The 24,371-nt window shown below is 50.0% G+C and carries 32 protein-coding genes and 2 pseudogenes; 2 read left to right on the top strand and 32 right to left on the bottom strand.

Annotation, left to right across the window (positions count from 1 at the left end; translation table 11 throughout):
- From OCY70_RS30315 to OCY70_RS30225, 19 genes are all read right to left on the bottom strand, one after another.
- Window positions 1–2,820 carry a hypothetical protein gene (locus tag OCY70_RS30315; protein ID WP_261944935.1) on the bottom strand — a complete coding sequence of 940 codons (2,820 nt, stop codon included), beginning with the start codon at window positions 2,818–2,820 and terminating at the stop codon, window positions 1–3.
- A gap of 17 nt (window positions 2,821–2,837) precedes the next feature.
- Window positions 2,838–3,479, bottom strand: a complete 642-nt coding sequence (locus OCY70_RS30310; RefSeq protein ID WP_213431202.1) for a hypothetical protein — start codon at window positions 3,477–3,479, stop codon at window positions 2,838–2,840.
- Window positions 3,472–4,632: a baseplate J/gp47 family protein gene (locus OCY70_RS30305; protein WP_213431201.1), complete on the bottom strand. Its 1,161-nt coding sequence runs from the start codon at window positions 4,630–4,632 to the stop codon at window positions 3,472–3,474. The genes OCY70_RS30310 and OCY70_RS30305 overlap by 8 nt, the downstream gene beginning before the upstream one ends.
- Window positions 4,625–4,981 (bottom strand): DUF2634 domain-containing protein, encoded by a 357-nt coding sequence (locus OCY70_RS30300; protein WP_213431200.1) that lies wholly within the window; start codon window positions 4,979–4,981, stop codon window positions 4,625–4,627. Before OCY70_RS30300 ends, OCY70_RS30305 begins: the two co-directional genes overlap by 8 nt.
- Entirely contained in the window at window positions 4,978–5,355 is a 378-nt protein-coding gene (locus OCY70_RS30295) for a Gp138 family membrane-puncturing spike protein (RefSeq protein WP_213431199.1), read from the bottom strand. The genes OCY70_RS30300 and OCY70_RS30295 overlap by 4 nt, the downstream gene beginning before the upstream one ends.
- 1 nt (window position 5,356) lies before the next feature.
- Window positions 5,357–6,145 carry a phage protein gene (locus OCY70_RS30290; RefSeq protein WP_213431198.1) on the bottom strand — a complete coding sequence of 263 codons (789 nt, stop codon included), beginning with the start codon at window positions 6,143–6,145 and terminating at the stop codon, window positions 5,357–5,359.
- Complete coding sequence (locus OCY70_RS30285; protein WP_213431197.1) at window positions 6,138–6,464, bottom strand: phage baseplate plug family protein; 327 nt, start codon at window positions 6,462–6,464, stop codon at window positions 6,138–6,140. The genes OCY70_RS30290 and OCY70_RS30285 overlap by 8 nt, the downstream gene beginning before the upstream one ends.
- A 9-nt stretch (window positions 6,465–6,473) precedes the next feature.
- Window positions 6,474–7,094 carry a LysM peptidoglycan-binding domain-containing protein gene (locus OCY70_RS30280; RefSeq protein ID WP_213431196.1) on the bottom strand — a complete coding sequence of 207 codons (621 nt, stop codon included), beginning with the start codon at window positions 7,092–7,094 and terminating at the stop codon, window positions 6,474–6,476.
- A gap of 6 nt (window positions 7,095–7,100) precedes the next feature.
- The gene (locus OCY70_RS30275; protein ID WP_261948859.1) at window positions 7,101–9,701 is read right to left on the bottom strand and encodes a phage tail tape measure protein; all 2,601 of its coding nucleotides are present in this window, start codon (window positions 9,699–9,701) and stop codon (window positions 7,101–7,103) included.
- A gap of 195 nt (window positions 9,702–9,896) precedes the next feature.
- Window positions 9,897–10,241: a hypothetical protein gene (locus OCY70_RS30270; RefSeq protein ID WP_213431383.1), complete on the bottom strand. Its 345-nt coding sequence runs from the start codon at window positions 10,239–10,241 to the stop codon at window positions 9,897–9,899.
- Between the two features lie 11 nt (window positions 10,242–10,252).
- Window positions 10,253–11,545 (bottom strand): phage tail protein, encoded by a 1,293-nt coding sequence (locus tag OCY70_RS30265; RefSeq protein ID WP_213431382.1) that lies wholly within the window; start codon window positions 11,543–11,545, stop codon window positions 10,253–10,255.
- A complete protein-coding gene (locus tag OCY70_RS30260) occupies window positions 11,535–11,855 on the bottom strand; it encodes a hypothetical protein (RefSeq protein WP_213431381.1) in 321 nt (106 codons plus the stop codon). Before OCY70_RS30260 ends, OCY70_RS30265 begins: the two co-directional genes overlap by 11 nt.
- Window positions 11,852–12,538, bottom strand: a complete 687-nt coding sequence (locus OCY70_RS30255; protein ID WP_213431380.1) for a hypothetical protein — start codon at window positions 12,536–12,538, stop codon at window positions 11,852–11,854. Before OCY70_RS30255 ends, OCY70_RS30260 begins: the two co-directional genes overlap by 4 nt.
- Before the next feature lie 4 nt (window positions 12,539–12,542).
- Complete coding sequence (locus OCY70_RS30250; protein WP_261944656.1) at window positions 12,543–13,670, bottom strand: baseplate J/gp47 family protein; 1,128 nt, start codon at window positions 13,668–13,670, stop codon at window positions 12,543–12,545.
- Window positions 13,663–14,076 carry a DUF2634 domain-containing protein gene (locus OCY70_RS30245; protein WP_213430853.1) on the bottom strand — a complete coding sequence of 138 codons (414 nt, stop codon included), beginning with the start codon at window positions 14,074–14,076 and terminating at the stop codon, window positions 13,663–13,665. Before OCY70_RS30245 ends, OCY70_RS30250 begins: the two co-directional genes overlap by 8 nt.
- Entirely contained in the window at window positions 14,076–14,366 is a 291-nt protein-coding gene (locus OCY70_RS30240) for a hypothetical protein (protein ID WP_213430852.1), read from the bottom strand. The genes OCY70_RS30245 and OCY70_RS30240 overlap by 1 nt, the downstream gene beginning before the upstream one ends.
- A gap of 13 nt (window positions 14,367–14,379) precedes the next feature.
- On the bottom strand, window positions 14,380–15,135 hold the full coding sequence (locus tag OCY70_RS30235; protein WP_261945408.1) for a serine/arginine repetitive matrix protein 2: 756 nt from the start codon (window positions 15,133–15,135) through the stop codon (window positions 14,380–14,382).
- 11 nt (window positions 15,136–15,146) lie between these two features.
- Window positions 15,147–15,761: a transcriptional regulator gene (locus OCY70_RS30230; protein WP_213430851.1), complete on the bottom strand. Its 615-nt coding sequence runs from the start codon at window positions 15,759–15,761 to the stop codon at window positions 15,147–15,149.
- The gene (locus tag OCY70_RS30225; RefSeq protein WP_261948848.1) at window positions 15,758–16,168 is read right to left on the bottom strand and encodes a hypothetical protein; all 411 of its coding nucleotides are present in this window, start codon (window positions 16,166–16,168) and stop codon (window positions 15,758–15,760) included. Before OCY70_RS30225 ends, OCY70_RS30230 begins: the two co-directional genes overlap by 4 nt.
- Window positions 16,169–16,254: 86 nt before the next feature.
- Between OCY70_RS30225 and OCY70_RS30220 the strand changes: the two genes are divergently transcribed.
- The gene (locus OCY70_RS30220) at window positions 16,255–16,413 is read left to right on the top strand and encodes a hypothetical protein (RefSeq protein ID WP_261948858.1); all 159 of its coding nucleotides are present in this window, start codon (window positions 16,255–16,257) and stop codon (window positions 16,411–16,413) included.
- A 413-nt stretch (window positions 16,414–16,826) separates the two neighbouring features.
- Here the strand turns inward: OCY70_RS30220 and OCY70_RS30215 are convergent, their stop codons facing one another.
- A complete protein-coding gene (locus OCY70_RS30215) occupies window positions 16,827–17,510 on the bottom strand; it encodes a phage tail tape measure protein (RefSeq protein WP_390955196.1) in 684 nt (227 codons plus the stop codon).
- A 705-nt stretch (window positions 17,511–18,215) separates the two neighbouring features.
- Here OCY70_RS30215 and OCY70_RS30210 point away from each other — a divergent pair.
- The gene (locus OCY70_RS30210; RefSeq protein WP_213430849.1) at window positions 18,216–18,455 is read left to right on the top strand and encodes a hypothetical protein; all 240 of its coding nucleotides are present in this window, start codon (window positions 18,216–18,218) and stop codon (window positions 18,453–18,455) included.
- 12 nt (window positions 18,456–18,467) lie between these two features.
- Here the strand turns inward: OCY70_RS30210 and OCY70_RS30205 are convergent, their stop codons facing one another.
- From OCY70_RS30205 to OCY70_RS30150, 12 genes and pseudogenes are all read right to left on the bottom strand, one after another.
- Window positions 18,468–18,632: a hypothetical protein gene (locus OCY70_RS30205; RefSeq protein WP_213430856.1), complete on the bottom strand. Its 165-nt coding sequence runs from the start codon at window positions 18,630–18,632 to the stop codon at window positions 18,468–18,470.
- Window positions 18,633–18,676: 44 nt separating this feature from the next.
- A complete protein-coding gene (locus OCY70_RS30200) occupies window positions 18,677–19,033 on the bottom strand; it encodes a DUF6848 family protein (RefSeq protein WP_213430848.1) in 357 nt (118 codons plus the stop codon).
- Between the two features lie 46 nt (window positions 19,034–19,079).
- A complete protein-coding gene (locus OCY70_RS30195) occupies window positions 19,080–19,514 on the bottom strand; it encodes a hypothetical protein (RefSeq protein ID WP_213430847.1) in 435 nt (144 codons plus the stop codon).
- A gap of 3 nt (window positions 19,515–19,517) precedes the next feature.
- Window positions 19,518–20,933, bottom strand: coding sequence for a DUF2586 domain-containing protein (locus OCY70_RS30190; RefSeq protein WP_213430846.1), 1,416 nt, complete (start codon window positions 20,931–20,933; stop codon window positions 19,518–19,520).
- Complete coding sequence (locus OCY70_RS30185; RefSeq protein WP_213430845.1) at window positions 20,926–21,144, bottom strand: hypothetical protein; 219 nt, start codon at window positions 21,142–21,144, stop codon at window positions 20,926–20,928. The genes OCY70_RS30190 and OCY70_RS30185 overlap by 8 nt, the downstream gene beginning before the upstream one ends.
- Window positions 21,128–21,562 (bottom strand): SON protein, encoded by a 435-nt coding sequence (locus tag OCY70_RS30180; RefSeq protein ID WP_249725584.1) that lies wholly within the window; start codon window positions 21,560–21,562, stop codon window positions 21,128–21,130. Before OCY70_RS30180 ends, OCY70_RS30185 begins: the two co-directional genes overlap by 17 nt.
- 77 nt (window positions 21,563–21,639) lie before the next feature.
- Window positions 21,640–22,101, bottom strand: coding sequence for a phage virion morphogenesis protein (locus tag OCY70_RS30175; RefSeq protein WP_261948844.1), 462 nt, complete (start codon window positions 22,099–22,101; stop codon window positions 21,640–21,642).
- Between the two features lie 42 nt (window positions 22,102–22,143).
- Window positions 22,144–22,559, bottom strand: a pseudogene (locus OCY70_RS30170) (gp436 family protein).
- Between the two features lie 51 nt (window positions 22,560–22,610).
- Window positions 22,611–23,456 carry a Mu-like prophage major head subunit gpT family protein gene (locus OCY70_RS30165; RefSeq protein ID WP_261948856.1) on the bottom strand — a complete coding sequence of 282 codons (846 nt, stop codon included), beginning with the start codon at window positions 23,454–23,456 and terminating at the stop codon, window positions 22,611–22,613.
- An 8-nt stretch (window positions 23,457–23,464) separates the two neighbouring features.
- Window positions 23,465–23,542: pseudogene (locus tag OCY70_RS36620) on the bottom strand (hypothetical protein); the annotation flags it as partial.
- Between the two features lie 275 nt (window positions 23,543–23,817).
- Window positions 23,818–23,970 (bottom strand): hypothetical protein, encoded by a 153-nt coding sequence (locus tag OCY70_RS30155; RefSeq protein WP_261948855.1) that lies wholly within the window; start codon window positions 23,968–23,970, stop codon window positions 23,818–23,820.
- A gap of 93 nt (window positions 23,971–24,063) precedes the next feature.
- Complete coding sequence (locus tag OCY70_RS30150) at window positions 24,064–24,240, bottom strand: phage protease (protein ID WP_261948854.1); 177 nt, start codon at window positions 24,238–24,240, stop codon at window positions 24,064–24,066.
- Window positions 24,241–24,371 lie beyond the last annotated feature (131 nt).

Below are 24,371 nucleotides of genomic sequence, written 5' to 3'. Positions count from 1 at the left end.
TTATTTATTTGCAAGGAACGATATACCTTGCAATGAGAGATAATCATTTTTTGCATTAGGCGAGCCAATCTTTACAATCCCCGTTGGATCCACGTCAATGCGGACAAGAGCCTCGCCTACACCTGTTACCCATCCAAGCACAGGGAAAATAAGCGATTTGTCAGGTCTAAACCCTGTTGGAAGTATAAACAAAGATGTACCCAACGCTGCCGTTCCCCTACCTATCAAGCCCTCAATCGAAACAACATTCGAATCATCCTTATAGTAGAACGAATGTTCAAAAGGCGATCCATAATCTACCCACCCATTCAATAATGTAGGTTTAATCCGCAGAGGAGGTGGCGCATCCTTCTCCGCCTTCTGCGTCTCCACCACCGACAGCCGCCGCCCGATGTCACCTACATCCTTCACCAAGTCCGACACAGTCCCACGCAGGTTGGCCGCCACGGTGCCGCTGATTGGAGGCGCAAGAGTTGGATGAAGCATCGTATAGGTGACGTGGTAGATTGCGGTTGGGTCGTAATAACTAGGTTCAGTTTGTAAAACATTGTCGCCCTTCGCGATCCACGCCCTGTCAATTGCGTTATTTTTATAAACTATTGCACTAGCTACATGTGTCCTGTGTCGGAGCATCGTTGCAGGCAGATATGCATTGTTAATATTTCCTTCATCGCTAACACCGGGCGCTGGATTCGCCCGTTCCCGGATCACAATACCGCTGCCGACCTCGACCATGTTAGAGCCTGCGGAGAGTGTCGCGCCCAACTCGTAATTCCTGACGGGCTCGACGGTTGGCTTCGCCTTCAGGTATTGGAGGCGGTAAGGCGTCCATTCCGGATATGACGTTGTTGGCGTGTCAGCTACACTTGGATCGCTTGGCTTATTTATCTTAAACCATTGCTTTTTACCACTTGTATATGGAGTTTCGCGGCTCCCTTCTTGGTACATCCTCCAACCGTTAAAATACGCCTTAATCTCGTCGGGTTCCGGATTGTAATTTCCTCCCCATCCACTTTCATTATTGTGCACTGAAATATAAGCATTAGATGTGAAAATGCGAGTAACATCACTAAAACCCCAATTTTCTACATTTATAGGTTTATCATTTACGCTTAATAGACTGCCATTGTATTTTGTAACGAAAAGTCTGCCGTAGTCATCTTCATCTGCTGGGGAACTGTTATTTGGAACACAATCATTTGCAGAAAGGACTTTAAAGTCGTTTTGTGTAGAATGTCTTTTCCATACATGGGACCCATCCAACGTAACCTTCCCCCACGGCTCCAGCACATACGGTAGCCCATCGTCTCCCATAAAGAGCGTATCGGGATTGCTGCCGTCTACCGGATGAGCGGCGAGCTCCGTTTCGAAGGCGATCATGCTACGTTGCTGCGGTACGAAGGGCTTCGCTTCGGTTCCGACGGTGAGCATCGGGTTTTTACAGGATACGTCAATATCGGCGGAAAAGCTTTTGAGTACTAGCGCAATCTGCGTTCGACTACCAACGTTGAAGGAGCGGTAAGTATCCGTACCGTATGGGACAACGAACGTGTTGTAGTCTAGTTCCGTGATGCACCATGACACCCCGGAATTTTCGAGCGAGAATACATATGTCTGATTCGGCAGTACCGATAGATGATACGCCAGGAAGTCCCCGTCTCCACCAGCGCCAAAACGCAATTCATAAGGGGCTACCACTGTCGCTTTCGATGCGACAGTGATCCGATCGGCTTCATAAAACGGCGGCAGCAGATTGCCTCCCGTTACGATGGCGTATGGGTTCTTTACGTTGGTCATGCTGTCTACGTATGGATAGCGTTTGGCAACCTGTTCCGGTGTCATGCCTTCAATTGCATTGTACTCGGCCTCGGTGATCTCATACAGCCCGATTCCATCCGCAGATATCTTTTGGCCTGCTTCTGATGCTACGCCTCGGACGTAGACTTCCACCCTGTCTTTGCCAGCGAGATCCACGGGGGAAACAGCGACATATGCATATGTGAACTGATTGGACTTGACTGTCCCATTCGACTTGAACCATGATGTTACATTGGCCTCGCTCTTCACTTCTGCAAAGGAGAGGTGTACATACTGAGCGGATATGTTTCGAATATACCCGACGGCAATATAGTATTTATCCAGGTCTTTTACAGCACCATTGGAACGAATACCAAATCCCGCCTGTTCCTCCTTCGTACTCGCCACTTCGATGGAAAAGGATCCGTATACCCGCTCGGTGCTTAGAGCCTTAACACCGGGTCCGGGTGCAGACCAATCGGCTGTATTTTCACAGTCTCCAACTCGTCCTAGTAGGTTGATGAGTGTCCGGCCCTTTATCTCCCCCATCTGGAACGGCGTATCATTCTCGACCTCCACCACCTGGAGGCCGGGTTTAATCCCCAAGGGCTTGCCTAAAACGTGATCGACAGATTGCTTTAGGTTGCGTATTTCGTCCGTATTGCTATCAACATCCGCCCTTAATACGTTGATGTTTTCATCGGTGTACTGCTTCGCCACTGTAAGGGCAGCATCCGCTTTCTCTTGGGCCCCTGTTGGCGTTTCAGCCCCGATGCTTTCGGGGGTAACCGCCTGAGCCTTCTGGTCCGTGTATTCCTTGGCATCTTTAAGTGCCTTCGATACATCATCCTTCTCCGCAGCCTTTTCCTGCAGCTCCTGCAGCGCCTCATAGGATCGATTCATGTGCCAATTGAGCCAATCAGCTGGCGGCCGATCCTCAACTTCCCAGCCCTTCACCCGTTTTGACTCAGGAGGTTGTATTCCTGCTGCCTTCCATTCGGGTAATTCTTTATTGAATGGCATTCCTATCTTCTCCCTCCCTAAATCGGTAATTCGTAGTCATTGCCCGGCATATAGACCGTTCCAAGGGTGCCGCCTGTTGTCATAGCGATATCCGCGAGCCCAAATTTGCTCTTTTCAACTTCCGCTCGCTTCGACGCCAGGAGAAAGGTTCCAGACAAATCAATTTGTGCAACCCGGACGCCTGCAGCCACTGTTTTTTGGATGATCTGCGCGAACTGGTACGGTGACATTCCCACTTCGTTCAGGCGAGCTATCGGCACACGTAGCAAAGAAAGTGCGGCCGGCTCCGGTTCGTTCGGGTCCGCATGCTTTTCCTCGATTCGAATTTCCGAAAAATCGCAATCTAGGGCCAAAGCTAAAACTTCAATGATCGTGTTAATGTCCGTCTTCGATAAGTTTCGCGCTACCTTCGACTTCAACAAAATTCTGTAAATTTCGTCGGTAGCAGCTCCACGCGGCTGCACTACGTTTTCCCCGATCCTGTCCAGGGTTGTTCCCCGGGCCCGGTCAATGTCTCGCCATTCCTGAATTTTGTCCAGCGTATCTTCCAGGCTTGTAAGCTGAGAGTGTAGGATTGACACCAGTTTTCCAAGATTGCTCTCAGGGTTTTTGTTATACGCATCGGTGAACCGACCAAGCATGTCCTTCACGCTAAACACGGCTGGTCACCTCGATATTCTGGTCCCGAATCCTCGCCACCTGATGAGGGGCGATTTCAATGTTTTTCGAATCACCGTTCAGCAGCAATTCTACATCATCCACGCCTGGAACCCTGTACACCGCGCTAATTAATTTGTTGTATATTACGGCCGCCCCCATGGACAAGCCGTTGTAATACTTACCGTCGTGCTCCCCGCCGATGTACTGCACGATTTCGGATATCACCTTTTCGTCACCGTCAGCCGGGTATTGAACAGTTCGCTTTATCTTCGCATGAACAGAAATCAAAACTTCCTCAGCACGGCTGAACTTGACCTTGTGCTTGTAACCTGCGACATCGGTAACCTCGCGAACAATATCGCCGTGTGCTTCGATACCGCCAGCCTTTGTTGCGAAAATGGCGGCTGCGATCTCTTGCTCATCGCCTCCCAACACATAGCACTGGAACGATTTCCCGGGCCTGCCTGCCGCATCTGTAGTAAGTGAGGTGTTTTCTATCACGGCCGCCGCTCGAACACCAGACAACCGTAATAGCGTCCCTCGCAAGGCATCGACAGAGGCCGCGCCGCCGCCCGCTACCGATTGCTGGAACCGGGCGCGAAATTCTTCATCCGTCTCTCGCTCCCGTCCGCCTGTTGTTGGCCTCGGATTCGTGACAGAGAGGATATTCGCATCGGGATTGAGCAAAGCCACAATTGTGCCAGTTGCAACGTTCCATCCTGTTCCCACTTCTTGGGCCGCGATCCCCACAGAACCCTTGCCGTCATTATCGAGAGTCAGATCCTCATTTGTCACGAAATATTTTCCTGTGGCGGTGCCGACGATTGTGCCTTCCGGTATCGTATATTCTGGCGTTCCTATGAATGTTAACTCTCCGTATGCAAATTCCTCTTGGAATCGTTTAATCCCCACTTGCGGAGCGAGGCGGTCCAAACTCACGCCGGTTGCTGTGTCTCGGTACGCCGCGTAGTATACGTGCTCCACTCCCTGCCAAACATAGGCCAGAAAAAAAGCGAATATCCGTAGGATGATCCCGAGTGGAGATAGTGCCGATGTATTCGTGGTTTCACCGTATTTTGCCCGCGCCTGTTCTTCCATCTGCTCCAGTAAATCGCTGTACCGCATCCGCTTGAATCCAGATGCATCAAGCATCCAAACTCACCTCGCTTTCTACCTTCTCCCCATTTACTGCGGTCGCAGTGAAAAAGATGTGGAGCATTCGATTCTCCTTGTCGAAACGAATGTCGATGCTATCAACCTTCTGTATTTGCTCAACTTGTTCAAGGGCTGAATAAACCGTTTCGCGAATCGCCTCTTCGTTCGGCTGCTTCTGCAGCAGCACATCATAGCTTGTGCCTGCATCGGGGTCCAAAAACCACTCGTCAAGATTCGTACCCAGCACCACACGGGCAGCTTGGGCAATCTCTTCCGGCCCGGATACCATTTGTAATTCGCCATCTGCGAAAATCAGGTCCCCCGTGCTGTCCAATCGAAAATTCACGTTATCACCCCTACTACAACCGTATCCGACAAGCTGTGCCTGCGCCTAGAATCAGGGTATGCCATGGCTCCATTCAGACTCTGATCCATGGCACGCTCTACGCATATCAGCAAAACTACATCCCCCTGCCGTAAAACGGGTACATAGTCCTTTTCCACGCCATCCACCTCGAAGCGCTGGCATAATACGGGCACATCCGTCAATAATGCATGCGGACTCGGCTGGTTGCCCATCATCTTTTGCATGATGAGCGGCTGGACGGTTGCACGGCGTCGCTCCTTGTCGTATGCGGCCACTCTCCCGATTGTGGCCGTGTGGAGTTGGCGCAACGCATTTTCAAGCCAACCATTCAAGCTCTTATCAAGTTGTGCCATTTTAAAACACCGCCTCTATCTCGGTGGTAAAATCACTGCCACTTGAAGAGTGTCGGCCGCGCCGCACGCGGAGTGATGCCTCGACAACGCGGCTTTCAATGGTTATCAGGCTGCCTGTTGTCAATCGGTGATTCAGTAGACACTTGGCCTGATAACCCGCGCTGCTGTCGTCCTGAAAAAAGGTAGGTGAACCGATCAGGCCAGTCTTCGGTGAAAGTACAAAGTTTATTTTGTCGCCTTGGGTAAGTGGCCGAATATACAACTGCCCTTTGAGCATGTAACAGGAGGTCTGGCAATCGGCGGCAACGTTCTTGATAGCATCAACAACGGAGCCCTCAACGGTCATCCCCTCTGTGTAAACAACATCTTTGACCAAACTTAAGGCGACCGCGCTGAGGTTACCTCGCTTTAGCAAATCCCTAATGACGGTGGAGGCTTTCGTTTGTTTCGCATATGAAATGCTCGGAATGGTCCGGCTGTCCAATGGCTCCGAGTCAAGGACTGTGAAGGTTGTAATTTTGTCAGGCCCTTCCCATCGAGTCTCATAAAAAGAGATGTAACCAGAAAGAATGGTTCCGACATCCCCTTTGTATCCTGCATTCAGCACAACCTTTGAATGATGGGCGATGTTGTTTATCGTATTGTCACTCAGGTTGTAGATTTCGATCCTGGCCTCGTTTGGATCTGGATCATCATCAAACGGCACGTCAAAACGAATCTCTAGGTCCGGCGTCTTCAACGTCTGCCCACCAACAATCAACTCCGTAACACGGCCATAAGATTCACTCATCTTCTTCTCCCTCGCCTTCTCCATATGCAAGAAACACGGTCTCCCCGAAGTTACCCCAGGTTACGGCCGTTTCCCTGCCTGCCTCGTCAACCGGTACAATCAACGGCACCGGAAAGCGGTGGTCCTCGATGCCTGCAAAAACAGGAACGCCGTATACGAGTTTCACGCCTTGAAGCAACACTTGATCATCCTTCATCAAGTCGAGTGTAAAAAAGTCAAAACGCTCGTTGTAGTTCACTTCAAAGGTGAAGATGTCTACGCCGAGCGCAATGTCAAATTGATAAGGGATGCTGTCTTTTTCAATCGGTATAAACTCCATAGGCCCCTCCTAACCTACGATGACAACCATGCCTGGTTTCAGGCGGGTGCCTTTTGGTATTTGCGTATTCCAAGAACGTAAAGTTTTTAGGGGTACTTTGTACGTATACGCCAGCGCTTCCCACGTCTGGCCTTCTCGAACCGTGTGCTTCTTTCCCGTTGGTCCTTGGCTTTTTGCTTTTGTGCCTTTTGTCTTGCTTTGCTTTGTGGTCTTGAGCTGCTGCCGGCCGGCCGTTGTCATCACCTTGACAAGGGTCTGAGTTTTGGCTGGCAGCTTCGTAGAAAAAAGCGGCTTAACCTTGCGGATTTCTCGCAACTGCATTGTAAAATTCATGCCGTTTGCCACTTTATATTCGTGTTCGCTTTCGAAAGCCTCGATGATGCAGTTTATAAAGGAATTCCGGCCAACATATTTAACCGTTGTGCCGGAATTCATCTTCCCCAGTATTTCTTTCCTCTTCTTCGCCGCATCCTCGCCTACCAACTTCCCGGTTAGGGATAGGGTCACGAGTTGAGGCTCCACATGGTCCGTAATGGCGGCCCCGCCCTCGATAGGGTAGGTAGATACCCGAACGGAATATGAAGGCTTTTCGTTTGTGACATGAATTTGTATGCCGTCAATGGTTGCCATCTAACCTCACCCCTCGATATACTGCGGATTTTTCATGCCGAATGATTTAAACAAGTTCTCAAGTTCCTTTTTGACTTCCTGGGCGGTATTTTTCGCGGCGCTGGTTGATTCGCCGCCTTTTATCGTTATCTCAATATTGGGCGATATTATGATGTTGCTATTTGCCGACGTATTGCTGTACGTTGGCGCGAGTCCTTCCGCCTCTGTTTGAGGTGCTTGAGGGGTTGCGGCTGCCGTTGCCATACCATTGACGGCATGGGATACTTCCGGGATCTTGTCTTCTATCCCGATCTGGAATCCTTCGCCTGTGTACTTCCCGAGTTCCTTCATAACACGAGAAGGAGAGTGAATATCGAGCGCATCCTCTATCCCTTCCGTTACACTGTTTGCGACACCAGTAACCGCATCGCCCACGGCCTTCGCAGCACCTTTAATACCATCTATAAACCCGGTGATTGCATTCTTGCCCATCTCCCACATCTGGCCGGGCAGATTTTTGATCCAGTCAATCGCTTTTTTTATGCTCTCAACGATGGCATCCCAAATTCTGCTGGTCATACCTTTGATGCCTTCCCATGTGTCGGAAAAGAAGGTAGACATACCGTTCCAAGCAAGTTCAGCGGCAATTTTTATGTTGTTCCATGCCCCTTCGAGATAGCCCTTGACGGCTTCGAGAGCACCGGAAAATATCAGTTTGATACCTTCCCACGCTTGCCCCATAGCGCCCTTGATGTTATCCCAAATCTGTATGGCGTGGCTCTTCATAGCGCTGAAGTTGCCAGTAAAGAGATCCTTTATCAAAAGGATCGCACCCAAGAAAATATTCTTGATGACCGTCCATGCTGCGCTAAAGTACAGCTTTAGCCCTTCCCAAATCATTCTGACGCCGTTCACAATCCGAGCGAATGATGCTCGGATATTTTCAACAAATGGAGCGATGATCGCCATCACCGTGTTTACAATGCCATTCCACAGGTTGACCGCCGTGGTCTTTATCGCATTCCACGTATCGACCAGGAAGCCAACAATAGCATTCCATGTTGCTGTAAATACCCGAACCGTTGCCGCCCACAATCTCTTGAAAAAGGCCGATATAGGCTCCCAATACTTGATGATGAGATATGCAGCCGCGGCGACTGCAGCTATAACTGCAATGACTATCAGCATCGGCCCCGATATTCCCATGATGAGAGGGCCGACCGACGATAGCAGTTTAAATCCTGCCACCACATTAGGCAGGAATGAGACAAGGACCGTCAAGGCTCCACCAAGCAACAGAACCGCACCAGCTATCGCCGTGAATATGGCTATTCCTTGTTTCAAACCTTCAGGGAGGCTATTAAAGCGGTCAACTAATTTGTTTACGAAAACTGCTACACTTGTTAAAATAGGGATAAACGTTTCCCCAATAGAAAGCCTTGCGCCTTCCATAGCTGAGTTTACCTTCTCCATAGCCCCGTTTAGGTTGTCTAGTTGTTTATCTGCTATGGTTTTTGCAATACCGCCACTCTCTTCGAGCCTGTCTGTAAAGCCCTCTAAAGCTGGTTGCCCGGTATCCATCAACGCCAAAAATGCACTAGCGGCCTCTGTGCCGACTACCGTTGATACAGCAGCCACTCTCTGGGCCTCCGTTAAACCCTCTGTCTTCTCGACGAACTGTCCCACTACCTCAGAAAGAGAAAGTACTCTGCCTTCCCGTTCAGTTTCAATTTCCAACTGTTCTTTAAGGACCTTATTTGCTTCGGCAGTTGGTTTAGCCAACCGGATCATTATTGCACGCAATGCCGTGCCCGCTTCACTTCCTTGTATACCTGCATTGCCGAGCATCGCGGTTGCCGAAGCCATCTCTTCTAGCGAGCGCCCGGATGCACGCGCTATAGGGGCAACATATTTCATCGTATCGCCAAGCATGTTCATGTCAGTGTTGGACCCAGTGAAAGTTGCTGTCAGTATGTCAGCCACTTTTGCCGTATCCTTTGCCTCGATACCAAAACCCGTTAGAATGTTCGATGTGATATCTGCCGCACGGGCTAAATCAATCTGCCCCGCTGCCGCTGTATCAAGTAGCCCTGGCATGGCCGCAATCATGTCATTTGTCTTAAAATCCGCCATCGCCAAAAACTGCATACCCTCAGCGGCTTGACTTGCGGTGAATACTGTTTCAGCGCCAAGCCTTTTGGCAGTATCAGTAAGTCGCTGCATTTCCTCGACCGAAGCACCGGACAATGCACCAACCCTCGACATTGACGATTCAAAGTCTGCTGCAAGCTTGATTGATGAACCAATTCCTGCCGCGAGAACGCCGCCTGCGGCCCCCATGGCTACGCCGGCAGAACGGATGCTGCCGGACGCCTGGTCAATCTGATCCAGCGCCTTCAAAGAGCCGTTGGAGAAATCTCCGTATTTTTTTCGGAGCTGGTCCATTTCCTTTGCTGCCCGCTGGGCGGCTTTGCTTTGCCTGTCTACCGCCTGCGTGACGCTGTTAGATGCTTGCCTAACCCTATTGCCTGCGGCTGCAGCCTGTTCCTGTGCAATACGCCATTTTTCATCCGCTTTTTGGGCACGCACAGCGGCAGCCGTAGCCTTTTCGTTGGTGTAGCGGCGCATTTTTTTTGGCAATGTTTATCAAGATATTTGGCAAAATTGCGCCGTTATAGAAGTGAGGTTCTCACCCTTTCGTCTCAATGATTTCTTGACATTCTTCAGCCGAAATGTACTTAGGAACATACGACTGAAGCTTATCTTCATCAGCAAAACCTTTTCGCCAGCAGTCCATAAGAAATGCGAAAAATAGGCTCTTCATTATGCATTACCCCCTTCGTCCATCATACCCATCACAGCCAACTGCAACGCGTCAAGCTGCCTCCGAAGCTCTTCGTTCTCCGCCTGTAGCTTTTCAATCGGGCCGGGCTCACGTGGTCTATTGCGTTCTGCTTCATAAGCTGCCTCGTACTCTTCTTCCGTAATAAGATGGATGTCCTCGTGTTCCGGGATTTCTTCCCTTGACTGCTCTGTTATGACATAAAAGTCATATGATTCTGAAGGATATACCAGTGTGCCCGGGACAAACTTGTTCGTGTCCAAACCCTTGTAATCATAGTTACCGCCTCTCGGCCCTATAACATTTGTTAATTTTAATCCAATCATGTTAATCCTCCTTATCGATATGCGTGTGCTCCAAGAAATTGAATAACGCCTGAGTCTGATGTGCTTTTGTCTGTCATTTCGTAACTAAAGGACAGGTTGTTTCTCGTAATAATAGTATGCTTGCGAGCTATCGGCGAATAACTTTGTCGTGCTACATACAGTTTTGTCTTGCTTAAAAAAACAGCTTCCTCGGCGCTGACACTTCCGGAAGGCATTGTGAAATAAGGTACTGCTGCATGGTTTAAAATTCTTACAGGGTCTCTATCTCTATAACCTCTATCAACAATGAACGTGTTAGAGCCGTCACGAGTGACTGCGATTACTTCGTAGTCGGGAGCAGAAGAATCCACATTGTTTTTTGATATGAGTTTTCCCGCATGGTCATACAGTTCATATGTTTTTGAAGAGCCACTCAACACGATAAGTACAACATTATCGCCTACCACCAAACTACTCGCCGCAAACTCCCGTGGAGCGCCCAGATGTACTGCCCTCACAACAGTTCCGTTTGGCGACACCTCATGTAGCTCCGATTGGTATTTTACCGGGGAACCTGATGTTGTTTCTTTGACTAGTACAAAATTATTATCCTTGTTGATAAACATGCCTTTCCCAACATAGTTTCCCAGCATGTCAAAGAACGTGCTTGTTAGGGCGAGGTTGCCCTTCGCTTGTGGAATACCACTAATTGCAGCAGCCAATTGGTCAAACGTACTATTCGCGGAGACTGGCCCGCCACCTTTGTCGTTGATGACCCCCGCGACTTTCCCTTTCCCATCAACGACAGATTGCTTTACCGAATCGAGCTCCGTTATGATATTGCGCGATTGGACGGTCAGTGCACCGTTAACAGTGAGCCCGCCCGTGATAGTGCCACCCGAGCGCGGCAGACTTGCGCTTTTGGCGTTCGATTCAGCTTGGTTTGCTTTTGCCTGTGCCCCTTCAGTCGTTTCCTTTGCATTCCAAGCCGTCCGCTCGGCAGCCGTAATATGCCGGACTTGATCCTCAGTATGAGCTTCGATGGCTCCTTGTGCATTGACAGCTGCTTGCATCGCCTCGTTTACGGCCTTCGGCGTGGCTGCCTTCGTCTCGTCGGTGCTGTCCGTTGCATTTGATAGCTGGGTGATGCCCGCCTGGGTCAGGGAAGCAGCCGGAACCTTCACATCATCAATCCGCTGGCTGAGCTGGTATATCCCTTCCTCAATGTTATTTAGGTTTCGGGCTGATATCGGCGTGCCTTCCTGGATGACTTCGCCAGTCGGTGCAACGATATGGTCACGCCATTCGGTGCGGTTATATGCCAAGCCCCTCGACCTCCATTTCAATCAATCTATATTTGAATGCTACATACAAGCCCTTACTCGCTGGCTTGATGAATTCTCTTTCAGCCCGGGCAACAATATCGCCGTCATGGTCTATCAATTCAACGTTTCCAATTTGACCCGCGACACTGTCATCGAAATAGATGTACACTCGAACTGTATCTCCCTCGGCAGTAAGCTTCATGAAGTCAATCCGTTTCGTCTCGCCTGAGTTTTGATATGCTGCATGAGAGAGAGAATCGGCGAATCTTTGTAATTGCTTTTGAAGTCCGATTTCTGTAAAAGTCTTCACGACGTCGTCACCTCGTTAGCAGGTGGCCATGTGCCACATTTGATTGTGTTGCAGGGAGGAGTATGGATCAAGTAACCAACCCCTGTCGGCCACGTCCCGCATTTAATGGTATTACAGAGCGGCAGCCCTACAGAGCCGAAGCTGAAGGTAGATTGTATCACTACAGTCGATCCGGCCCCTTCTTCGATGCCGTAACTAGGCTTTGAACGAGCTGGCTTTACCTTCATCACTTCTGCATCAATGACGGCGATGTCATTAATTCCGCTCGGTGCCGAGCTGCCCAGGTAGACAATAAATTCGGCCCAACGCTCCGGGTCATGGATATAATAGGGCTCGATATATGAATGCTCATATCCAAGCGCCCGAAGCGCGGTAAGTATGCCTTCCTTGGTTCCGGCTTGTTCCGCTATAAGGTTCTTCATCATCAACCGTAAACGATACGCCTCAACGTCTTCGCCCTTTAATCGTGGCATGTCCCGATCCCGACCGTGTTCGAGTAGCATCGTCTCGCTTGCAGAGATGATCATCGATTCCTCGCGGACGCGGAAGATGTCTTCCTTCGTCTGGTCAAACAATTTGCCAATTACCTTGAGAAAGATATAGAACTGATTATCCTTCTTGGCAATTTTTTTTAATGGGCCATATAGGAGATAAAACATGTAATCACTGAATTTTTGAAACATGTAGTTACCCCCTCATCAGCCTAACGGTGACCTCACCGAGAACAATCACCTTGGAGTTGTCCAAGACAACGTCTTGCGGCGGATTATTGACCTTTACGTTCCTGACGTCGAGTTCCTTCCGAATCGCGAAAATGATGTCTGAATGATTCAATTCATTCAGGCTGCGACCTTTTTTGATTCGGAGGAGCTCTGTCAGAATGGCCTTGGCGCGCTCTTCTATGCCTGCATCGGATGCATCCGATGCTATCCAAATGGTTATATCAATGTCCTGTGTCACCGTATCCGATGCCTTAACCAGGAGGTTGTCGTCCGGGCCTTTTATCTTCTCGGCCTCCTCTCGGACTTTTTGAAGGAGGCCTTCTGATGGTGTGCCCGCCGTTCCCGTGACAATGATGTCAATCGTGCCCTGGCCGCGAGGGTGAAGGTCATCGACGCGTACATATAGCACGCCGGGGATAGCTTCGCATACGTTTTTGTACTTGGCAGCTATCGGCAACGTGGAGAGCTCCGCCCAGGAATTCAATGTTCGTGCCCGTAGGCTCTCTATATCTTCGAGGTCGCTGCCTTCACGGGTAATCCAATCTACATCATTTGTAATCTCGTCTATGCTCTCGATGTGGGTCAATGACCGCCGGATTTGACCGGGCGGAACGTTGTATGTTGATCCTGCCTTTTCGGCCTCTACTGCCACACGATGGGATAGGGCATCCGCTGGCATTGTGCTATTTTCCAGGGCGATGAACCGGAGTTCCTCGCCGAGCATATCCGGTTCCGTCCGGAAAACGTCTCCTTTGGCAATCTTGACTGCTTTTCCTGCCGCCTTGCGCTTCAACGTCACGAATCCCCGTGTTTTTACGGGCTGTTTTCTCCGCTTGGAGAAGTCCGCTGCTTTCAGCTCCAACCAACCGGATTCGGCATGCGCAACAAACTGGTTGTTCAACACCTTTCGCAAAAGAAGAACCAAGTCAATCCGTACTTGAATGGCAATCATCATCAGCGTATAGAATACGCCGCCCGTGAATAGATTCGTTATGACGAAGCCTTCTTGTTCAAGCTCTTCCCGCAGCTTGTTTTTTGTCTCTTCCCGGTCGGGGATGGGGAGCAGTTGATCCAACACCTTATCATCAATCAACGAGTACCACCTCAACTTTCACTCTGTCCAGGTCGACATCAAGCTCATACAAGCGTTCGTCGCCTCGAAACCTGAAGGAAGCATGAACGGTAATGGCATCCCCCCTGAACGCTGTAATGACCTGAATTGTGTCCGCGTCAATCTCGATCCGGCGCTCCAGCTTTTCCTTCACGCGTTGCTCGATTTCCAGCCTCGTGAGCTCATCATCCTGCGACTGGATAAACTCCAGCAATGACCACCCCCAGGACTCGTCATAGAAAAGCTCGCCTTCCTGGGTCAACGCTTCCAATCGGATATCTTGGAATAAACAATCATAGTCAGTGACGAGCAAGGCCTCGCCGTTTGCGGCTGCCGCTGGCTGCCAGTTGGCATCCAGACGGATGTCTGAATCGTGAAGGCCTGCCATTACTCCACCGCCGCCTTGCCAATGATATGGGCATCCACTTGTCCGTAGAGAAGAAGCACGGCCACAATATCACCTAGATCGAATTTCTTGTCAGACTTGACATTCGGGATCTCCGGAAACCGCTCATCAACCGTGCGAGCTTCGTTTAGCATCTTCAGGTTATATTCGTGGATATCCGTCCCCTCGCTAACCCTGGTCACTTCGGCGAGCATTCCGGCGGCGAGCTGCACATGAGGATATTGCTCTTTGATCCGCTTATCAATGACCGCTTGAATCATGTCCTCTAACAAGATACCGCCCTCCTTAAAAGTAAATTCGAGTTCGGATAAATCCCGTTGCCGATGTGGAAAATACAACCTTTTTGACAGCGAACTCGCCCGATACCTTCGGATGTTGTACCCGAATAACATGCGAATGCCTAACAAAAGGGACGGACACGGTTTCGAGTTCCCATGCACCGCCTGAACGCTCCAGTGAGATGATATTCTCGGCATAGACAAACTCGTATATGAGAGGCTGTTCCGGCTGCTCTCCCCAGTAGAAGACATTACCCGAGAAGAAAAAGGGCATCTGTGCTTTCCAAATGGAACGGATATCCTCAATGACTGCAAGTGCAGTCTTCTGAAGAATAGGAAGCCGGGCTTTCTTCGGGAACATCTTGGGAGAGAGCACCGAATTTGATATCCCTGCTTTGCCGAGCAAGTAGTTCAGCATCTCCTGGGGAGTCACATCCAAAAAGGTGTTCGATACTATCGTCTCTTCCAGCAGTATCATTCCATCCTTCAGGATGATTTCATTTTGGTTGGCAGAAGAATATGGACTGACCACATACCCCTCGAATACGTCATGGAACTCTCCATCATAGCCGAGCTCGATACTGGCCGGAGCCTTCCGACTAATCGAAAGCTTATCCTGGAATTGCTCCGTAAATCTGACCTTTGCCCAATCAAAGTATGAGTCAGCCGAAGAATACACTTCGATTTCTATTCCTTCTTGGAGTTCATATTCCTCAATGGTGACACGTATCTCGGGATAGAAGAGCTCCATCTCCAGATCCATCATTCGTCCTCCTAGAACGGCAGAGCAGCGAGCTTTTGATTCGTCGAGACAGGCGGCGGGATATCCGTCGCGGCTGTCTTGCTTAATTTAGGTGCGGTTCCCCGGGAACCTGTATCCAGGTAGTTTTGATAATTGGCATTCAGATTGATTCCCGAACCCGAACCGCTCGATGCGCTGCTGCTCTTTTCATTCTTTTTCTTGCTGGATTTCTTGCTTGCCACAATTTTAACTGTCCCGTATTGCCAGAACTCAATGCTGACGGTCATCGCGGAATTCTTGCTCTGTTCTTTGGTCACCAGATTTTTAAAGATAACCTTCGAGATACCACGGGCAGCGGTGTGCTCGTTTACAATGGTGTGCATGACTGGCCTTGCTTGACCCGGCTTCCGGAATAGCTTCTGAATGACAGCCAGTTTTTGCAGTTTCGTGAGCTTCGGGCCATCCTCCAAAATAAGCTCAAGCGTTACCTTGGCGTCCTCATATCCCGTGGCCTGCTTCGGCCGCGCCGCCTTGCCCTCGATTTCCTGTTCCTCCACGCGAGCATCCTCTTTAATTTCAAGGCTCTTGAACAGGCCAGGGAGGACAACCTTGCCGACCTTTACTGTACTTTCATCGACATAGATCATGCTCTACCTCCCGTTGATGGGGTCATGCCGTTGCTGTTGGTATAGTCTCGGATTTCTTCAAGCAGTTTGAACAGGGCAGGCAAGTCCTTCAGGCTGCTTAGGTCGACCGACAACTCCAATCTTTCGATGTTCATGCCTCTGTCGGTTTCCTTTGTGGTGGTATTGCTCTCGGAACGGTTCATGATCGTCTCGCGTAGGTTGATTTTCTTCACGTCATCACGCGAAAGATCCATTTTGGCAAAGGCACGCTCCGTCATTTCTGCCGGAACGTTTTCGCTCTGTTCCATCCCTGTGCCAATCGTCTCGAATACTCGACGGCCTGATAACGTCAGCTCGGATAGCGGGCCTTCATGTGCATCGGAGAAGGGAAGAAGCTCCCTGACCTTTGCTAGTCCTGATTTCACCATATTGACTGGTGCGTTAATGACGCTCTTGATCCCGTCCGTGAAAGTCGTAATGACTTTAGAACCGGACTCCTCGGAACCAGCTCAATGTGGCCAGTAATGAAGTCTTTACACCACTGAACACTTTTTTGGAATACATCCGTAATGCCGCTCAAGAGATTCGAGAAAAAGCTCTTAATGCTGCTCCAATTATTGATGATCAGCATCGGAATTCCGATGAATGGAAAAATGCAGCGATTGCGACCTGAAGCCAAACCGGCATCCCATTGAACAAATTGCGAAATCCAATCGAAACCCGCGACGATGCCGTTCACGAAGCCATCCCATAAGCTCGAAAGGAAACTCACGACGGCATCCCAGTTTTGCCATAACAGTACGAGAGCAGCTATCAAGGCCATAATACCGACCACGAACCCACGTAATCGGGTTGGCAAGTAGTGCAGCCGTAAATGACCATACCGAAGCAATCAGACCGGGCATTGCTCTGACGGCGGTCATTATCGCCTGACGTGCCATGTGCGCCATACCAACTGCCACATTCTTTATTCCGGTCCACGGCTCCCTTCGTAACCGTTTCCAATACCTTTGAATCCGGCCCTGATACCGTCCCCGGCATAGAGGGCCATAATCCTGATCGTCGTGAGCATGCTTGGTATTGCTCTTAACGCTGTCCGAAAGCGCGAACGATGCCGCTTGTCTTGGTAATAACCATGCCTACAGCACCAAATACACCGATAAGCGTGCCCAGTCCGGTCAAAAGACCTCCGATGGTCAATAGGACAATGGCGAGAACTTTGACAAGCTCCTGATTCTCAGCAATCCATTCTCCGACACTCTGTAATACTCTCTCTCCTTGTTCAATTATCTGATTATAGGTAGGGAGGAGCTGTTTCCCGATCTCCTCAGTAAGATTACGAACTCGCTGAGTTAGCCGGGTATATTTTTCGCCTTCTGTTTCATTTATTGCGCCCGCCATCTTAGTAGCGATATCTGCCCCTTGCCCCATAGAGTCATAAAGAAGCAAAATGTTATCTTGTAGTTCACCCGTTTTGTTATAGAGCAGGTCAATCAAGGCTACGGCTTCATCTGTACCGAATGCTTTTTGTAGCTGCATCTTCTCCGCTGCATCCATCGTCTCTCCGAACTTGCCACGGAGAAGAGAAAGGATCTCAGGCATCGATAGCAGTTGGTTATTCGTATCTGTAAACTTCAATCCAAGCTCTTCACCCGCCTTCGCTGCTGAGCGGAAGAACGCTTTATATTTTGTTCCCGCCTCAGACCGGACATCGTAGCTTGTAGCATACCCACAATGGCGAGCTGTTCTTCGAGCGGTACATTCGCCGATGTTGCAGCTGCCCCGAGCGTCTGAATCGCTTGAGACATTCCAGAAACCGGATGTCTTGAATATCCGGATGGAATCGGATATGCCCGCCGAGAAAGCTTCAGCAATTCAATGTCCGACATGTCCTTGTAGTAATCCTTATAGAATCCCGTACCCTGTAGCAAACAACGATGTCATCTCTTCACGGAAGGCCTTAGTCGCTTTACCGTCAGGCCAGCCAAACGAGTATATTTCCGCAACGCTCTTCATCCGTCAGAGATGCAATCCCGAGTTGATTGAGTACGCTGCCGTCAAAAAAGTCTGATTTTGTTGTGCCAGCCCACTGATCGGAAAAAGTCTCTCGCAGCCTGCTCCAAGAGCCCAAGTTCTCCGTTCCAGAGATGCCAGCTCCCCAAAGCCCGGCGCGTGTCGAATGTGGCCTCTACTGGCTTCAGCACCGAGTCCGATATTTGCATCCCGACTCCGGCCATCAACAGACCAGTTTTCGTCATACTGCCGAAGCTTTGGTTCAATCTATCAATCTTGCTTACTGACCCGTCCACTGTTGCGTTAATACGTGACATTGGGCCGGATAACTGGTCAATCATTCCTACGATGACTGAAAGCCTAAAAATAGAATCCAGACTCACAACATTATCACCCCGTTCCATTTTCCTGATATTGGTGGTATATTTGTCTTATACATATAGTGAAGAGGAGGAACTCCAAATGGTTGGTATTGCATTTGCGTTTAAACTGCTTGTATTCGCCATCTGTGCGGGTGCAGTGATATCCATCCTCATCTTTGTACCGCTCACCATATATGTCATTCCGTATTGCCTATGGGTCGGGAACGAGCAAACAATGGGCCGCCACCAGGATAAGAAAAAAGAGGGGATTCGAAAGACCGTCAAGCACGCTACCATCCTATATCGAAGCTGGATTCGAAGAGAGAAGCCATCCTTTTAGGGGATGGCCTTTTTACTCCCCGAAGACTTTTGTAATTGCCCTCGCTAGGATGTTCTCTTCAAGCTCCTGGATGACTCTAGCTTGAGCCAAGGCCCGAATAAACTCATCCATGTCCATGTCTCCGACTTCTTTCCCCTTTAGAACAGCAGGAGGCAAAAACCGATAGATTTCCAGCATGCCGGACTCTATAAAATTGGTTTTTACCTCCTGGAGACAGCTATCTAAAGTAGCTTTAAATTTACGTCCTTGCTCAGGCCTAACATGGTGAGAAGCTTCTCCCCAAGTGATAAAGCAAAAGCTGGGTATTCTTCGAGGTGCGCCTCCAACTGTGCGGCCTGTTCATCGACGACATTGTCCATGACGAACGCACGCAGAGCTTTCGTCGGACTTTGAGATGCTGTCTTCACATAGCGGTCATAGCTGGCCGTCTTCGGCTTACGGAAATAATATTCGATTTCAAGATTAGAAGAATCGTCTTGCTCAATCGTTGCTAATAAACGGTACACCTTGCCATATCGAGCCTTATATACTTCGATTGGAGTTGGTTCGAGTACGGCGATCTCAGTTTCTTTGGTCATTATAGATACCTCCGAATTTTGTCATCTATTTTGATAAATAATGCAATCAGATAGGCTTGACTCCGTCTCTGTCAATGCCATTGACGATGATAAAGTCAAGGTCAACCTTCAGTGACTTGTCTCCCTGGGCATTCTTGTGTGACGCCTTTGTGAAAGTGACCGTATTCAGGACGTCCGTCCGTGTCCGCCCGCCGCCGTCGGCGTAGCTGACGACGATTTTCGGGATCACAAGGCGGTACAGCCCAAGATTTTTACTCTTGCAGTACTGGACAATGTCGTCATAGTCATCCCGCAGCAGGCTCAGCTTGCCCTCTGATTTATAATTTCCTTCGCCGTATCCTCGTGGCCGTTGCCCTTTGCCGTAAGCGACTTCCTTTTCCAGTTCATCATCGTAGGATATTTCTTGCACTTCCAGGGAGAGGCCCGGTATGGAGATGGTGATATCTCCCCAGTCGTATACCTTTCCATTGATAATTGCCATTGGTTATTCCCTCCCGAACGGATTTTCCATTCCAATGTCGATCTGAATCTCCCGAATATGCCCAATCGGCACATAGCGGATGATGACATCCAGTTGTTCCGATACCAGAATGTCCTGGTCTGACGGGACGATAATCCGGCCTGAAGAAATCTCCTTGGCGCGAACCATCTCATCGAGCGGCGTCTCAATGAACTTCGCTATCGTCTCCAAGCTGCCCGAAACATCGGTCATATCGACCTCGCTCTGAAGGTGGAGGAGAGCTTCCCGACGAGTCTCACGTATGATCTTGTTCTTGATGCGCACATCTTCGGCGTACCGATAATCCGATCCATCCGGGGCCATCATCTTGGCATTCGTAACATAAAAACCATCCAGCCCTTCATATCTCCGGAATGTCAGGTACTTCTCTTCATCCAGCAGGCCGACATAGTCTTCAATACCTTCTGGCAGCAGCTCCAACATCTTCGTTTCTGGAATGCTGAAGCTCTTCGTCTCGCCGATAGACTGCTGTGGCTTCGCCAGAGCATACAGCCCGCAGACAATCCCTGCATTGTTGACCACCTTTGTCCGGCCGTCCATCTTCCGATATTTTGACCAGGCGGATACGATTTGCAGGTCATAGTTGGAAAGGCCCTTGCGAGCTTCAATAAGTCGCTGGACGAATGCGTCAATAGATTCATCCATCTCCCACTGCGGAGCCTCACAAATGGCAAAGAGCGGCTTCTTGTACGTATCGCGCAGCTTCACAATCTGCTCCGAGACCGCCGTCCATAGTGGTTTGGCCGATTCGCCCACAATATGCACAAATTCGAAGGAGAAGCTGACGTTCCGCAGCTTGTCCATCGCTGCTAAAACATCCTGATTACTCATTTGCGGCGCGGTCGTCGATACGGTATAGGTGTCGCCGACCAGGAAGGATTTCGCCTTGTCTTGCTCTGCTTCCGAAAATGCAAATTTCAGGCCAGTACCCGGTATGTCCAGTACGCCACTGAGGGGGAGAGTGACCTCCTGCTCGAACAAGCCGTCAACCTCATACCGAATGGCTGCCTCATTCAGCCCGCCGCTCTCCGTCACTTGCATCGTAACCTTGACGGCATTGGATGGGTTTCCGGTGACCGTCGCGCTTCCTGTGCCGCTTCCGTCCTTCTGTACTTGCCCCACCGTGCCGGGAACGGCAGGGGAGACCGGGAAGCAATAGATTTTGCCAGCCCCATTCTCTATACTGTCCATGACGGCATCGGCCAGCGGGCTATGACCAAGCAATTCCTTGATTTTCTTGTCGTTCATATTCCCGCTTATGACGACAGGGGAGGCGGACGGTGCGGCAGCTACACCGATTTTGACATGGACTCCTTCACCTAGGTTCGTGCGGATGCCGAGTCCGCCGTCGGTGATGGTCGTCGTTACATCTCTAAGCATTTTCTATCACCTTCTTTCCGCTGATGGGGCCGGACAGGAATCTATCCACGGCCTTGCTGTAGGCAGCCATTGTCACTTGCTTGCCAGGCTTCCAGCTTTCAGCGGCAGCAACACCGTGATAAACTGCATCCGGAGTAGCGCACCGTTCCCGCAACTCTTCGACGGGGACAAGTTCCGGGGAACCCCCGTCCTTACTATCCTTGCTCGCCATATCCATCCTCCTTCTCGATGCTACGTACATGGTAATTGACCTTGGCGAAGTCCGTATCTTTGTAGACGCCGCCTCGGAAAGTCACCTTCAATTGCACTGCGATTTTTGCTTGCAAAATGCTGTCTTCCTTGTCTACCCAGTCAGCTTCCTCGACTTCAAGCGCGGTATAGTTGCCGTCAATCAAAATGCCTGGGTCGAGCAATGCCAGGAAGGCTTCGAATATGGCGTCAGCCTGCTCCTGGCTGTACTCGCCTATTACGACAACAAATGTTGTTTCGCGCTCGAACATTTTACGCCGTTTATGCTTTGCCATGTTTTCGTCGCGATAGAGCTTCTTGCTGTAGGCTCGTGAGAATGTGTCCCGATCCGGGATTACCGCGCCGACATGACTTTCTCTGTACCCTCTAAGCTCTTTCATGCTTGTGCATACCTTGCTTTTGATTCCAGCGGCCTTTAGCTTTTGGACAAGGTACTCTTTACATGTCGATATCATGCTTATTCCTCCGCTAGGGCATCTTCCAGCGTGCCCTTGATTTCGAGCATGTCCTCCTCCGATATACCGAGGTATGGACGTGCCGGAATCTTGATATTGACTTTGACCTGGCGCTTGCGTATCCAGCGGCCGTCGATTTTAAAAATCAGACCTCTGCGCGTCTTTGCCCGGATGGTTACAGAGCGGCCCTTTTCCCCAAATTGGTGAGTTCGGGCATATATTACATTCGTTCCGACTGCAAACCCTGAACCATCTGCCGTTGATTTAATGGAATTCTTCAGGCGAGCACTATCTGTCAGGGTGGAGCCATTTTCTTGTGATGCCCGGATGGAGGTACTCCAGGCCTTGCCGTCTGGGCCCTTTTGTTCCTTAAACCGTTCCAGGGTTGATGTTCGTAGCGCTTCCGCCAGAACCAGACCAGTTCTTCGAATGTCTACCTCTTGGAGTTTCCGCAGCCGCTTCATGAGCCGCCGGACATCGCCTTCAAGCCGTATACTATACATATCTCACAGCCCCCGCATGCTGGCTCGCGAAAACAGGCGTGGGCTACTCTGTGCGGAAAAGGCCGTGGCCGCTTTGCTTGAACCGTCGCTGACGCCGATATCGATAATCCCTTTTGCCACGTTCTCTAGGAACCGTATAGCCGCGTTATATCGATTCAGATAGTTCTTTTCCTTCTCGCCCTCGTCGATGCCGATGCGGCTGAACAGGTTGTATACCGCGATGTCCTTAGCATACTTGTTGATTACCTTCGGCACCCGAGAGAGGGGACGGAATACCTCTTTACGAGATACCCGTCGATTTCTCCGGATGCGTCGGCAATGGCCTCTTCGATGATGGGGGCGATCAGCTCCTCGCGTTGCTCCTCGTCCTCGATGTAGCGGTCTCCGATTAGCGCGTTCAGCGCGTCATCCTTAATCATCCCTCGGACTTCTTCCGTGGTACAGTACATTCGATTCACCTCTTATGGCGTTCAATCTTGAGACAGCTCTTCCTTTGGCGGCTCCGGATTTACTTCGTCCTCTTCGCCTGTACTTCCGTATGCCATTTGCCAGAATCCATAACCGGCATTCGAGCGGCCGTCTACGCCATAGAGGAATTGCTTACGCATGAAGACATTCTCATCCGTATCCCGATCCATGGCGACAAACCTAGCCGCCTTGCGCTCCTGGTAGATGAGCGGCTTCAGCGGCTTTGTCGTGCAGAGCAAAAACCAAGCATCTGGGCTCTCGGCCAAGTCTGGCACGACAAGCAGCTCCGCCGTGCTTTTAAATGTATTAGTCGTTCCATCAATTTGATCTGCATAAAGAATCTTGCGTCCCATTTCTTCATTGGCCGGAGAGACCACAAGCAGATTAGGCACAAGCTTCAAACTCTTGCCACCATCATCAACAAGGGACATCATGGCGCTTCTTGCAGCAGCATATGAGCGGACGGAGAGCTTTTTAGTCCCTTTGTTGCTGAAGACTTTCTCTCCGATTTTGTGCTTATCCGAGAAAAACGGCTGTTTATCGTAACACTTTTCTTTGAACCCTTTGAGCAGCAAACCAAATACCAATTCATCCGGATGAGCTGCTGCGCTTTGGCCCATATCCTGTACAATAGGGTTATACAGACCAATAGTGTCATCCTCGATATCATTGCGATCCACACCGACCGTCAGTTCATAGTCTTTGTTTTTGATGGTATAATCGGATGCTTGCAGGTTTTGGATTTCACGATCACCGACCCATTCCCGCATACGTGGCATCTTTCCAAGCCATTTGTAATTTTCCTCGCCCCCGTCGTGGATGGAACCTTCGTGGCTACTTGTTCCCACTGTGTTTTCGTCTCTTCGAATGCCTTCGTATACAAGATATTGAATGCGGTATAGATACCGCGCAGAGCCTGCTGATTAACTATCATTCCATTTCCTCCTCTATGAATTGTTCAGCTTATAACGTTTCAACAACAACGTAGCTGCCGTCAATGCCTATGACCTTACCAGCCACACTGGAGCCTGTAGCCGTGGCCGTGACGGTCTCGTCATCAACGAAATAGCAACTTTTCAGCATATCCTTAGCTGTCACTGCTCCGGTAGCTGCATTGTTCCACTTGAACACGCCGCGTCGGACACGAATGGTTGCATCCCGTCAGCACCTAACGAATTGTCTATATACTCCTCAGCTCGCCGGCTGCGATCAATTGGTTGCTTTTGCCCCCGGAACGGCCAAGCCGTTCGCGTCGATAGCGACGAATGAGCCATCAAAAATCTTGACTCCACCTTTGACCGGAATGACAAGCGTTCTTCCGTCGGCGAACTCCGTTGTATTGCGTCCTTGTGACAGTGCCATAAGGCCTTTCCTCCTCCCAATTATGTCTTTTATTTTCCGCCGTACTTCTCCAGGTCTTCATCCGAATGTCAAGCATTTTACAGACCTTCAGGCTCATCTCATCAATCCCCTTCGACTGCGCCTTTCCGTCCTCGATTTCAAGTTCACCGACCGGAACCACTTGCGGGGCCTTTTCAACAACTTTTTAAAGCCTTGCGGGTCTTTGAGTGCGTATTCTTCCGCCCAAGCCTTTTGAGCGGCGGAAATCTTGCCATCCTTCAGGGCCGTCATCACGAGCTCATCCGAATCCTTTTTATCCAGTCGCGCCTTCAGAGCATGGAACTCGAAACAGGCACGAAGCCGGAAGATTTTTCAATGCCATAATGGCCGCTGCTACGTCTTCCGTTTTCGCATCGCAACGG

It is taken from the genome of Paenibacillus melissococcoides (assembly GCA_944800085.1).
GTDB classification, from domain to species: Bacteria; Bacillota; Bacilli; order Paenibacillales; family Paenibacillaceae; genus Paenibacillus_B; species Paenibacillus_B melissococcoides.
This window is presented reverse-complemented; position numbering and strand designations above follow the sequence as displayed.

What these genes read in the sequence shown, in the direction of transcription:
- OCY70_RS30315 (WP_261944935.1), bottom strand. Translation starts at nt 2,820, where the DNA reads ATGCCATTCAATAAAGAATTACCCGAATGGAAGGCAGCAGGAATACAA.
- OCY70_RS30305 (WP_213431201.1), bottom strand. Translation starts at nt 4,632, where the DNA reads ATGCTTGATGCATCTGGATTCAAGCGGATGCGGTACAGCGATTTACTG.
- OCY70_RS30295 (WP_213431199.1), bottom strand. Translation starts at nt 5,355, where the DNA reads ATGGCACAACTTGATAAGAGCTTGAATGGTTGGCTTGAAAATGCGTTG.
- OCY70_RS30290 (WP_213431198.1), bottom strand. Translation starts at nt 6,145, where the DNA reads ATGAGTGAATCTTATGGCCGTGTTACGGAGTTGATTGTTGGTGGGCAG.
- OCY70_RS30285 (WP_213431197.1), bottom strand. Translation starts at nt 6,464, where the DNA reads ATGGAGTTTATACCGATTGAAAAAGACAGCATCCCTTATCAATTTGAC.
- OCY70_RS30280 (WP_213431196.1), bottom strand. Translation starts at nt 7,094, where the DNA reads ATGGCAACCATTGACGGCATACAAATTCATGTCACAAACGAAAAGCCT.
- OCY70_RS30275 (WP_261948859.1), bottom strand. Translation starts at nt 9,701, where the DNA reads ATGCGCCGCTACACCAACGAAAAGGCTACGGCTGCCGCTGTGCGTGCC.
- OCY70_RS30270 (WP_213431383.1), bottom strand. Translation starts at nt 10,241, where the DNA reads ATGATTGGATTAAAATTAACAAATGTTATAGGGCCGAGAGGCGGTAAC.
- OCY70_RS30255 (WP_213431380.1), bottom strand. Translation starts at nt 12,538, where the DNA reads ATGTTTCAAAAATTCAGTGATTACATGTTTTATCTCCTATATGGCCCA.
- OCY70_RS30245 (WP_213430853.1), bottom strand. Translation starts at nt 14,076, where the DNA reads ATGGCAGGCCTTCACGATTCAGACATCCGTCTGGATGCCAACTGGCAG.
- OCY70_RS30235 (WP_261945408.1), bottom strand. Translation starts at nt 15,135, where the DNA reads ATGGATCTGGAGATGGAGCTCTTCTATCCCGAGATACGTGTCACCATT.
- OCY70_RS30230 (WP_213430851.1), bottom strand. Translation starts at nt 15,761, where the DNA reads ATGATCTATGTCGATGAAAGTACAGTAAAGGTCGGCAAGGTTGTCCTC.
- OCY70_RS30225 (WP_261948848.1), bottom strand. Translation starts at nt 16,168, where the DNA reads ATGGTGAAATCAGGACTAGCAAAGGTCAGGGAGCTTCTTCCCTTCTCC.
- OCY70_RS30210 (WP_213430849.1), top strand. Translation starts at nt 18,216, where the DNA reads ATGGTTGGTATTGCATTTGCGTTTAAACTGCTTGTATTCGCCATCTGT.
- OCY70_RS30205 (WP_213430856.1), bottom strand. Translation starts at nt 18,632, where the DNA reads ATGCTGGAAATCTATCGGTTTTTGCCTCCTGCTGTTCTAAAGGGGAAA.
- OCY70_RS30200 (WP_213430848.1), bottom strand. Translation starts at nt 19,033, where the DNA reads ATGACCAAAGAAACTGAGATCGCCGTACTCGAACCAACTCCAATCGAA.
- OCY70_RS30195 (WP_213430847.1), bottom strand. Translation starts at nt 19,514, where the DNA reads ATGGCAATTATCAATGGAAAGGTATACGACTGGGGAGATATCACCATC.
- OCY70_RS30190 (WP_213430846.1), bottom strand. Translation starts at nt 20,933, where the DNA reads ATGCTTAGAGATGTAACGACGACCATCACCGACGGCGGACTCGGCATC.
- OCY70_RS30185 (WP_213430845.1), bottom strand. Translation starts at nt 21,144, where the DNA reads ATGGCGAGCAAGGATAGTAAGGACGGGGGTTCCCCGGAACTTGTCCCC.
- OCY70_RS30180 (WP_249725584.1), bottom strand. Translation starts at nt 21,562, where the DNA reads ATGAAAGAGCTTAGAGGGTACAGAGAAAGTCATGTCGGCGCGGTAATC.
- OCY70_RS30175 (WP_261948844.1), bottom strand. Translation starts at nt 22,101, where the DNA reads ATGAAGCGGCTGCGGAAACTCCAAGAGGTAGACATTCGAAGAACTGGT.
- OCY70_RS30155 (WP_261948855.1), bottom strand. Translation starts at nt 23,970, where the DNA reads ATGGCACTGTCACAAGGACGCAATACAACGGAGTTCGCCGACGGAAGA.
- OCY70_RS30150 (WP_261948854.1), bottom strand. Translation starts at nt 24,240, where the DNA reads ATGACGGCCCTGAAGGATGGCAAGATTTCCGCCGCTCAAAAGGCTTGG.